The following is a 10,407-nucleotide window of genomic DNA, read 5'->3' on the forward strand; positions in this document are numbered from 1 at the left end:
CCATTTTATTTGCCCAATCTATTCCTTTAAAAAGCCTATATTGCTATAGGTTTTATTTCCCCACTAACAAAACAAGGAACATGAGAAAAACATTACTACTAATGGGCATTGGCCTATTAAGTTTGCAACAAAGCACATGGTCGCAACCTACTGCCATCACTGGCTTTACCGAAAAAACAAGTGCCAAACAAATGGCATTAGAGCAACAATTTGATGCTTTATTAAGTGCACAAAATGTAGGCAACACCATTCAGGAGCTATCAGCCAAACCACACGAAATTGGATCGCCCGGCAGTAAAGCCGTTGCAGAAACTATTTTAGCCAAATACAAATCATGGGGTTGGGATGCACATATTGAAACCTATCAGGTTTTATTTCCCACACCTATTACCAGGGTTTTAGAAATGACTTCACCCACTAAATACACTGCCATTTTAAAAGAACCTGCCTTAAAAGAAGATGCTACCAGCGGGCAGGATGGGCAATTACCCACTTACAATGCCTGGAGTGCCGATGGTGATGTAACCGGACAATTGGTATTTGTAAATTATGGATTACCCAGCGATTATGAAACCCTTGCCAAATTAGGCGTTGATGTAAAAGGGAAAATTGTAATTGCCAAATATGGCAGAAGCTGGCGAGGCATTAAACCAAAAGTAGCTTATGAACATGGTGCTATTGGTTGTATTATTTATTCCGACCCAAAAGATGATGGTTACAGCCGTGGTGATGTTTACCCCAAAGGCCCATTCAAAAATGAATATGGTGTTCAGCGTGGCAGTGTAATGGATATGGTATTATACCCCGGCGACCCCTTAACACCGGGTGTTGGTGCTACTGAAAATGCACAGAGATTAGACCGTAAAGATGCTACCACCATATTAAAAATTCCGGTACTGCCGATCAGTTACCATGATGCACAACCTTTATTAGCCGCTTTAGACGGGCCGATAGCACCTGCAGACTGGACAGGCGGCTTACCCATTACCTACCATGTTGGCCCCGGCAATGCCATTGTACATTTAAAATTGGCATTTGATTGGAAGATTCGGCCGGCTTATGATGTAATTGCGAAAATAAAAGGCAGTACCTTCCCTGATGAATGGGTAATTAGAGGCAACCACCACGATGCATGGGTAAATGGCGCCAATGACCCTATCAGCGGGCAATCTGCATTATTAGAAGAAGCCAAAGCCATTGGCGAATTAGTGAAAAAAGGCTGGCAACCCAAACGTACTTTAGTATACTGCGCATGGGATGGAGAAGAACCCGGTTTATTGGGCAGCACCGAATGGGCCGAAGATCATGGAAAAGAATTGCAACAAAAAGCAGTAGTATACATTAACTCTGATGGTAACGGCAGGGGCTTTCTGAATGCAGAAGGCTCACATGCACTGAATAATTTTATGTACCAAATTAGTGAAACAGTAAAAGATCCTGAAACTGGTGTGAGTATTTTTAAAAGAAGACTGGCCGAGCAGATTGTACACGCTCCTTCTGATGAAAAGAAACAGGCTTTAATGAAAGAACACACATTAGAATTAGGCGCCATGGGCTCAGGCTCTGATTATTCTTCTTTTATTCAGCACTTAGGCGTGCCTTGTTTAGATTTAGGTTTTGGGGGTGAAGATGCAGGCGGCGAATACCACTCTATTTATGATTCATGGGATATGTACCGCCGTTTTAAAGACCCTACATTTGCTTACGGTGTGGCCTTGGCGCAAACCGCAGGAAGAGCTGCTTTACGCATGGCAGAAGCCGATGTATTGCCTTTTGATTTTAGAAGTTTACATAAAACAGTTGATGGGTATATTACTGAGTTATTACAAAACATGCAACAAATGCGCATGAGTACAATGGTGGAAAATAAAATGATTGCTAATAGGCAGTTTCAATTAGCCTCCGACCCAACTAAAAAAATGGTATTCCCTTCTGAAAAACCCGCAGTACCCTACTTAGATTTTTCGCCTTTACAAAATGCGGTGGTGGCATTAAAAAACTGCAGCGACAGTTTGGCCATTACCTGGGAAAAAGCATTACAAAACAGCAGTATGCAGGAATCGCTCAACAAAGCATTATACCGGGCCGAGCAGCAATTGTTATCGTTAAACGGATTACCCCGCCGCCCCTGGTACAAACACACTTTATATGCACCGGGCTTTTATACCGGCTATGGCGTTAAAACCATGCCCGGCATACGCGAAGCCATAGAGCAACGCAACTGGCAGGAAGCACAGGAACAAATTAAAGTAGATGCCGCCGCCATTCAACAATTGGCAGCCTATTTAGCCAAAGCAGCTCAGTTATAATTATCTTATTACCAATTACATTACAACATACAAGGGTTGCCTTTCAACGGCAGCCTTTTTATTTTTATGTCGTATACTCTTATAATAAAGTTTATAAAAACACAAGTTGGCTTGGCGAACAGGTTTCAGACGAATGATGCCATCTACTTTTTTAAGGATTGAAAGAAACCACAATAATATAATTATTTTTAAGTATTTATACACTACTCATTTACATCAAATTTTACCCTTTTTGGTAATAAAACACCATAAAAACACGATATTTTTAAAATTTAATTAAAATAATTTAATAGTTATTAATTTTATTATTTAATATTGTTGCGTTAAACTTTATTACCATGTATAATTATATCCTATTTCATTTTTTAGCTATATTCAAAATGTATCAATACAATAAAAAAATATTCTTATACATCATCAATTTAAAATTTGTAAGCAACCCTGTTGGACACACCCCAATAATTAAGTGATTGCAGAATAAAACACAATGGTCATGAAAATAAAAACCATCAATTATTAAGGGAGCATAGCCCACTATGCATATAAAAGACTATTTCAAAACAATTAAAAATCTCATTATGAAATTTTTCTTTTTTATTTCCGCAGTTTTGCTGACATTTTTATCGTGTCGTAAAAATTCTCCTGAATTTTTTAAAGGTAGTGTAGATCGAAATATAAACAGCTGTTCAGGTAGTACCGGGTATGTATTTATTATTAAATATATAACTAAAAACAACACAGAAGATAGTTTATCTACTCTTACACTTCCCACTCAATTTAAATTATCAGGTACAAAAATAAATTTTCAAATGAGAAATTTGAGTAACACAGATGAAGTGATGTTTTGCAACACTATGATAACACCACCAAAACAAAAAGTTATTTACAATGTAAAACCACAGTAACATGAAACAAAAGATAACATTAATTATGGGTATTTTTCTTATAAATAGTGTGGTGTTACACGCTCAAAAAAGTAAATTTTCATTAGAAGCGAATTATGGATTAAATGGAAATTTTTTTGTGAGAAGCTATGATGAGCTGGGTGGGCCTAACCCTAAAACCTATTTTTATAAAAAGAATTTTGTGGGTTCAATTGCAGGCTTAGAATTAAAATTTCAAATGGATAGTAGTTCTACCCTCAGCATAGCTTATGCACAATCGGTAAATGGTAAAAAAATTAATTTCGATGGGCCGTTTAATTCCATTTATTTACAAATAGAAAATTTTACCATCAGGCATATCAATCATTTTTATCAGTTAGCTTATGAAGGAACTTTTAATAAACTTAAAAACAATTGGAAATTCCAGGCAGGATTGTTTTATCTCCGTTCTAACCAACAGGAAATTTCATTAGAAAATTATAATAACCTGATTAATCTGGCAGAGCGTAATTATAAAAACAATGGGTTAGAAGAAGGTGGCATATTTGTGGGTTTAGGTTATTTTAAACCAATTGATCGGCATTTTTCTTTGGGTATTCGTAGTAGGGTTTATTTCCTCATTTCAACCGGAACATTTGAAGCGGTTACGTTAACACCTGCATTATCTTATCATTTCTAAATAAACAAAATGAATATATATATTTTTATCATCTCCTTGTTATTGTTGGCTCAGCATTGCTTTGCCCAAACATCTTTTAAAAAAAACGATATCTATGATAGAAGCAGGCGGTAATGGCCTGTTTATTTCTGCTAATTATGAACGGCAATTATCCAAAAAACCGGGGTTAGGAGTGCGTTTAGGCGTAGGCATGTATTCAGAAAATACATTTTACTTAACGCTGCCAATTGGCATTAATTATTTGTTTCCCACCAAAAACCCAAAAGGATTTATTGATGTAGGTTTAGGTAGCACATTTGCCAGAAAAAATGCAAAACTATTCTGGGAAAAGAAAACAATAGAGGATGACCATTTTGTTAATTTTATTCCCAGCATTGGTTATAGAAGGCACACAAGCCAAAATATGATGTGGCGTATTAGTTGCACTCCGGTAATTAATAAATTTGGATTTGTACCCTGGATAGGTTTTTCAGTTGGCAAACGGTTTTAGTAATACAAAAAGGCTAACAGCAACCACACTGTTAGCCTTAACTTACGCCACTTTTCTCTCTAACTCAACAACATTTTCCGTTATTAGAGGGTACACCAAAACCATCTAATATTTTTTCTAACGGACAAAACCGGGTAAAGGATGATTGCAGCAAATTAACACCTACAAACACACTTAACCATATCCAGTTTATGGAAACAAAATAAATTAATACTACACTTACTAATACCAAACTGCCGGCAACGGCACGTACAATACGTTCTCTCATTTGTTTATTTTTTAAAATTGATTAATAACTACTTGTTTCAACAGGTACAATAAAAGCCCGGATAGGAAATGCACTGGGCGTTTCATTATTAAACTTCTTTACTTCTTGCAGCGCATGTTGGGCTTTATCATCATCAGTAAAGCTGAAGAAAAATAAAGCACTGGTTTGTGCATCACCACTGGCAAACCAATTATTCAACACATAATTATTGTGTTCTGACTTATGGCCAATGGTATCGGTAACACTAAATACCGGCACTTTGGCTTTTTCGAGGATATGTGTTACAGCCAGCAAATCCTCTTTAATACTTGTGATGACTAACATTTTCATATACCATTGTTTTTAAGGTGATTATTGTGTGATGGTATTTTCGCCATCAGGTTGTTGATTGGGATTAGTAGGTTCAGGATATTTTTTACGCATCATTTTATAATACAATAATGGCACTACCAATAAAGTTAAGAAGGTAGAAGTAATGGTACCACCCATTAAAGATATAGCCAAACCCTGGAAAATAGGATCGAACAAAATAACAATAGCACCCAATGCCACCGCTCCTGCTGTTAATAAAATAGGCGTGGTTCTAACGGCACCGGCTTCAATAATAGCTTGCTTTAATGGAATACCTTCGCGTAAGCGAATATTGATAAAATCAATTAACAACACCGAATTACGCACCATTACCCCTGCTAAGGCAATAAATCCAATCATAGAAGTGGCGGTAAAGAATGCACCCATCATCCAGTGCCCAATAATAATTCCAATTAAAGATAAAGGTATGGCCGCCAACATAATAATAGGAACGGTAAAGTTTTGGAACCAGCCTACTATTAACATATAAATAATTAAAATAACTACTACAAAAGCAATACCTAAATCGCGGAAAACTTCATAAGTAATTTGCCATTCACCATCCCACTTTAATGAGAAATGATCTTCTAACTTAGGCGCATGGGTATACTCTTCTTTTAATGTATAGCCTGCTGGTAATTGTATGGTATTGAGTTTGTCAGAAATATCACTCATGGCATAAGATGGGCTTTCTAATTTGCCAGCCATATCTGCCGTTACATATACCACCCGTTTTTGGTTTTTGCGATAAATGCTTTTTTCTTTAATGCCACGTGTAATGGTTACCAAATCGCCAACCGGAATGGCATTGCCTTGCTGATTGATCACTTTTAAATTTTTAAGCGCATTGATATCTGATTTATCGGCATCACTTAACTGAAGCGAAATATTCACCGGATCATAACTGGAAGGTACATGTAACGTACCCACATTGCTGTTCGATAAAGCTGCATGCATGGTAGCTACCACCTGCGCCGGTGCAATACCATAACGCATGGCTTTTTCTTTATCCACATCAAACTTATATTCAGTTTGGTCGTGCTCTACCCGCCAGTCTACATCCACCACATCTGGCGTTTTGGCAAATAACTGTTTAATTTGTCGGGCAATGGCAATTTGTTGCCTGTAATCGGGGCCATACACTTCAGCTACTAAAGTTGATAATACCGGAGGGCCCGGTGGCACTTCCACAATTTTAACATTGGCATTGTACTTCTTGGCAATTTCCTGAATGCCGGGACGCATGCTTTTAGCTATGGCATGGCTTTGCTCTTTGCGATCTTCTTTTTTTACTAAGTTTATTTGTATATCGGCCATATTATCGCCTCTTCTAAAATCGTAGTGGCGTACCAACCCGTTAAAACTAATAGGCCCGGCTGTTCCAATATATTCCTGATAGTTTTCTACCATGGGCTGATGCGAAACATATTCAGCAATTTCTTTGGTAACAGCAGCAGTTTTTTCCAAAGTACTTCCTTCTGGCATATCTATTACTACCTGAAACTCATTCTTATTATCAAAAGGTAGCATTTTAACGGCAACTGCCTTTGTGTAGAACATCAACATGGATGCAAGTAGAATTACAACAATGCTAATCATGAATGCCCAACGCTTCCATCTGGTTTGCAGCATGGGGTTGATAAATGATTTATAAATTTTGTAAATACCTGTTTTTTCCAGCACTACCGGAGGTTTCTCTTTGCCATGATGTTCTTTTTCTCTCAAGAATAAATAACCCAGGTAAGGTGTTAATGTAAGCGCTACAATTAAAGACAACATCATAGCAATAGAGGCGCCTATGGGCATGGGGCTCATGTATGGTCCCATCAATCCAGATACAAATGCCATAGGCAATACCGCTGCAATAACCGTAAATGTAGCCAGAATAGTAGGATTACCTACTTCATTAATGGCATAGATTGCAGCCTGCAATGGCGGAAGCCGTTTCATTTTAAAATGCCGGTGCATGTTTTCGGCAATAATAATGGAATCATCTACAACAATACCCGTAATAAATACCAGTGCAAATAAGGTAATACGATTCAATGTGTAATGCAGAAAATAATAGGCAAATAAAGTTAATGCAAAAGTTACCGGTACGGATAAGAATACCACTAATCCACCGCGCCAGCCCATCGCCAGCATTACAAATAAGGTAACTACCACAATGGCTATGAATAAGTGAAACAATAACTCAGATACTTTTTCAGAGGCTGTTTCACCATAATTACGCGTTGTAGTTACATGCACATCGGCCGGAATTAACTGGCTTTTAATATGGTTGATTTTAGAAAGAATTTCCTCAGAAATCTGCATGGCATCAGCTCCTTTCTTTTTAGCAATGGATAAAGTTACAGCAGGATAGGCAGATGCATAACGGGCATCTTTTGACGTATCTGCTTTTCCATAACCAAAATATACATATTGGCTGGGTGTTTCAGGGCCATCTACCACTTTTGCCACCTGGCGCAGAAATACCGGTTGTTGTTGATTGGTGCCGATAATTAAATTAGCCACATCATCTGCATTGGTTAAAAAGTTTCCTGTTTCAACCGCAAAAGCTGTATCACTTTTTAACATAGTACCTGATGCTAATTGTGCATTATTGCCCTGCATTTGTTTGGCGATACTCAAAAAATCAACATGGTACTCGGCCATTTTATCTTTGTTCAAAATTACTTTTACCACACGGCTTCGTCCGCCAATAATATTTACAGCCGATACATCAGGTACTTTTTTAATTTCGTTGGTAAGCACTTCGCCCATTTGGCGCAAAGCATAATCATCGTAATGATTACTCCATAAGGTAAGACCTAATACAGGAACATCATCAATAGCACGTGTTTTCACCAATGGCAGTGTAACGCCCTGTGGCAGCTTATCCATATTCTTCATCAGTTCATTGTACAATTTTACCAATGAACGTTCTACATCTTCCCCTACATAAAACTGTACAATTAACATGGCTCTTCCCTGCATGGTAGTTGAGTATACATATTCAACACCTTTTACATTAGAAATAATTTTTTCTAATGGTGCAGTAACTTTCGATTCTACTTCTTGTGGTTCTGCCCCGGGAAACCCTACCAACACATCGGCCATTGGCACTTCAATTTGTGGTTCTTCTTCCCGCGGAATTAAATAGGTACTGTATGCACCTATCAGTAAAAAAGCAATCATTAACAGAATGGTGAGTTTACTCTGTATGAATGCTTTGGCAATATTTCCCGCAAATCCTTTTTCCATAATAAATTTTCTAATAGTTTATAATGTCAGCAATTATTTTATTAACCGCTTAATTGGTGCAACTTTCAATGTTATTCAACAACCTGGTATTATTTTATTTCTTTCACAGGAACTCCATCCGCTAATTTTCCGTTTGCGCTCAATATAAATGGCTCATCTTTACTTAATCCGGATAACACTTCTACATCATTACCCATTTGTTTACCTAAGCGAACCCAACGTAATAAAGCAGTATGATTGGCTGAAACTGTATACAAACCGGTTAGTTCATCTTTATAAAAAATAGCAGATACGGGAACCATTACAGCATCGTTGCTTGTATTCAATACATTTGTAGTTTGTTTAACAGGCAATTGTGCGGTTACATACATGCCTGCATATAAACCAGTTTTTTCATTTTCGGGAATGGCTACTTTAACAATATACTGACCGCCGGTGTACTGTGCACTCTGGCTTATTTGTGTAATGCTTCCTTTTATGGTTTTATTAATGGCCTGAATGTATAATGGCACTACGTTACCCATGTGCATATTGTTAATTTGCGATTCCGGCACTGCAATACTTACCTGAAAACTGCCTGATTTTTCAATGGTTAACAATGGCATTCCGGGATTGGCCATACTACCTGCATCGGCCATTTTTTGTGTTACAACACCACTAAATGGAGCTATTAGACTGGTATAAGCTAACATGGCATTTACCTCATTACGCATTTGCCTGGCAGCATCTACTCTTGATTTGGCAGCATTGTATTGTAAAGTAACATTATCCAACTCTTTGGCAGAAGCACTTTGTTGTTGGTACAATGCAGTAAAGCGATCGTAATCTTTTTGTGCATTTTTTAATGCAGCTTCTGCTTCTGCAATCATGGCATCGGCCTGTGCTCTTTTGGCCAACATATCCTGATTGCTGATGGTAGCCAATAACTGACCTTGTGTTACGTGATCACCTACTTTTACTTTCATTGATGTAATATAACCCATTACACGTGTGCTGATATTGGCACTTTGCACCGCTTCTATTTGTCCGCCTAAACTCAATGCATTTTGGGTTGCAGCATTGGGTAAGGCCATTTTTACTTCAACCGGAAGAATCGCAGTTGTATTTTCCTGCTTTTTTTCATTAGATGAGCAGGCAGAAAAAAACAGGCCTGTCATTGCCAACATAACGGTAGTGGTCTTTACATTTTTATTCATAGCTATTTTTTGAAATTTTTATTAATGAGTGGTTGTAGTTAAAAATTGTATATAAGCTTTGGTTGACTGGTAATTATACTGTGCCTGTGCCAGTCCTAATTTTTGTTGTGCCAGTTGTGTTTCGGCCATCAGCACATCAGTAGTTTTTACTAAGCCCTGCTCGTATCTGTTTTGCAGAATGCGCAAAGCCTCTGCAGCCTGTTGAATGGCAGCGTGCTGCTGCTCAATTTGAAACCGGGCATCCTGTAAATCGCGATTAGTTTTATTGAGTTCTAATTGACTTTGGTCTTTTTGTTGTGCCAATTGTTGTTCCAGCTTATTGCGCTCCAATGTTTTGGTAACAATGGTATTTTTGGTTCTGTTACCATTAAAAATATTCCAGGAAAGTTGTATGCCGGCCAAATAAGCATTGGCACCAAAGCCAAACATGCGGCTATCGTTCAGTTGATAATTTCCAAAAGCATTCAGCTTAGGTAAATAACTCATTTTGCTGCTTTTAATCATCAGATTACTGGCTTCTATTGCGGTTTTCATAGCCATAAAATCGGCACGTGCATCCGGAACTTTTATAGCTGTATCTGCAACGATAATATCATCAATATTTTTATCGGCAATCACATATACCAAGCCTGCAGGTACGCCCATCAAAAAACTTAAATAGTCACTTGCATTTCTAATATTACTTTTTGCATTGGCCAAATTGGTGGTTACCATACTTTCATGCACCTGTGCATTCAGTACATCAGATTTCTGAACCAGACCCTGATTAAAATAATTATTGGTGAGCTGGTACATGGCATGTGCAGTTTGTGCCGCTTCCTGCAACACTTTCACTGCATCATAAGCCAACTGAAGTTGCAGATAAGCTTTCTGTACTTCATAGGTAACATATTCTTTTGTACGCTTTGTTTTAAACTGATACAATTCAGATTGTTTAGCTGCACCTTTCCGCATATACAACATATCCAAATTTAATAGCGGTTG

At 37.8% G+C, this 10,407-nt stretch carries 9 protein-coding genes; 4 read left to right on the forward strand and 5 right to left on the reverse strand.

The window, feature by feature from the left end; all coding sequences use genetic code 11:
* Positions 1–80 precede the first annotated feature (80 nt).
* From JK139_RS14135 to JK139_RS14150, 4 genes are all read left to right on the forward strand, one after another.
* Positions 81–2,309: a transferrin receptor-like dimerization domain-containing protein gene (locus JK139_RS14135; RefSeq protein ID WP_218331744.1), complete on the forward strand. Its 2,229-nt coding sequence runs from the start codon at positions 81–83 to the stop codon at positions 2,307–2,309.
* 578 nt (positions 2,310–2,887) lie between these two features.
* Positions 2,888–3,214 carry a hypothetical protein gene (locus JK139_RS14140; RefSeq protein ID WP_111296850.1) on the forward strand — a complete coding sequence of 109 codons (327 nt, stop codon included), beginning with the start codon at positions 2,888–2,890 and terminating at the stop codon, positions 3,212–3,214.
* A 1-nt stretch (position 3,215) separates the two neighbouring features.
* Positions 3,216–3,872, forward strand: a complete 657-nt coding sequence (locus JK139_RS14145; protein WP_218331755.1) for a hypothetical protein — start codon at positions 3,216–3,218, stop codon at positions 3,870–3,872.
* 94 nt (positions 3,873–3,966) lie between these two features.
* Positions 3,967–4,362 (forward strand): hypothetical protein, encoded by a 396-nt coding sequence (locus tag JK139_RS14150; RefSeq protein WP_218331757.1) that lies wholly within the window; start codon positions 3,967–3,969, stop codon positions 4,360–4,362.
* Between the two features lie 64 nt (positions 4,363–4,426).
* Here the strand turns inward: JK139_RS14150 and JK139_RS14155 are convergent, their stop codons facing one another.
* From JK139_RS14155 to JK139_RS14175, 5 genes are all read right to left on the reverse strand, one after another.
* Positions 4,427–4,630: a YgaP family membrane protein gene (locus JK139_RS14155; RefSeq protein WP_074421167.1), complete on the reverse strand. Its 204-nt coding sequence runs from the start codon at positions 4,628–4,630 to the stop codon at positions 4,427–4,429.
* 21 nt (positions 4,631–4,651) lie between these two features.
* Positions 4,652–4,960 carry a hypothetical protein gene (locus JK139_RS14160; protein WP_218331759.1) on the reverse strand — a complete coding sequence of 103 codons (309 nt, stop codon included), beginning with the start codon at positions 4,958–4,960 and terminating at the stop codon, positions 4,652–4,654.
* 21 nt (positions 4,961–4,981) lie between these two features.
* On the reverse strand, positions 4,982–8,227 hold the full coding sequence (locus JK139_RS14165; protein WP_218331761.1) for an efflux RND transporter permease subunit: 3,246 nt from the start codon (positions 8,225–8,227) through the stop codon (positions 4,982–4,984).
* Positions 8,228–8,316: 89 nt separating this feature from the next.
* Positions 8,317–9,423, reverse strand: coding sequence for an efflux RND transporter periplasmic adaptor subunit (locus JK139_RS14170; RefSeq protein ID WP_218331763.1), 1,107 nt, complete (start codon positions 9,421–9,423; stop codon positions 8,317–8,319).
* 21 nt (positions 9,424–9,444) lie between these two features.
* On the reverse strand, positions 9,445–10,407 hold a 963-nt coding region (locus JK139_RS14175), incomplete at its 5' end, for a TolC family protein (RefSeq protein ID WP_218331765.1).

This window comes from Hydrotalea lipotrueae (assembly GCF_019249625.1).
GTDB lineage: Bacteria > Bacteroidota > Bacteroidia > Chitinophagales > Chitinophagaceae > Hydrotalea > Hydrotalea flava.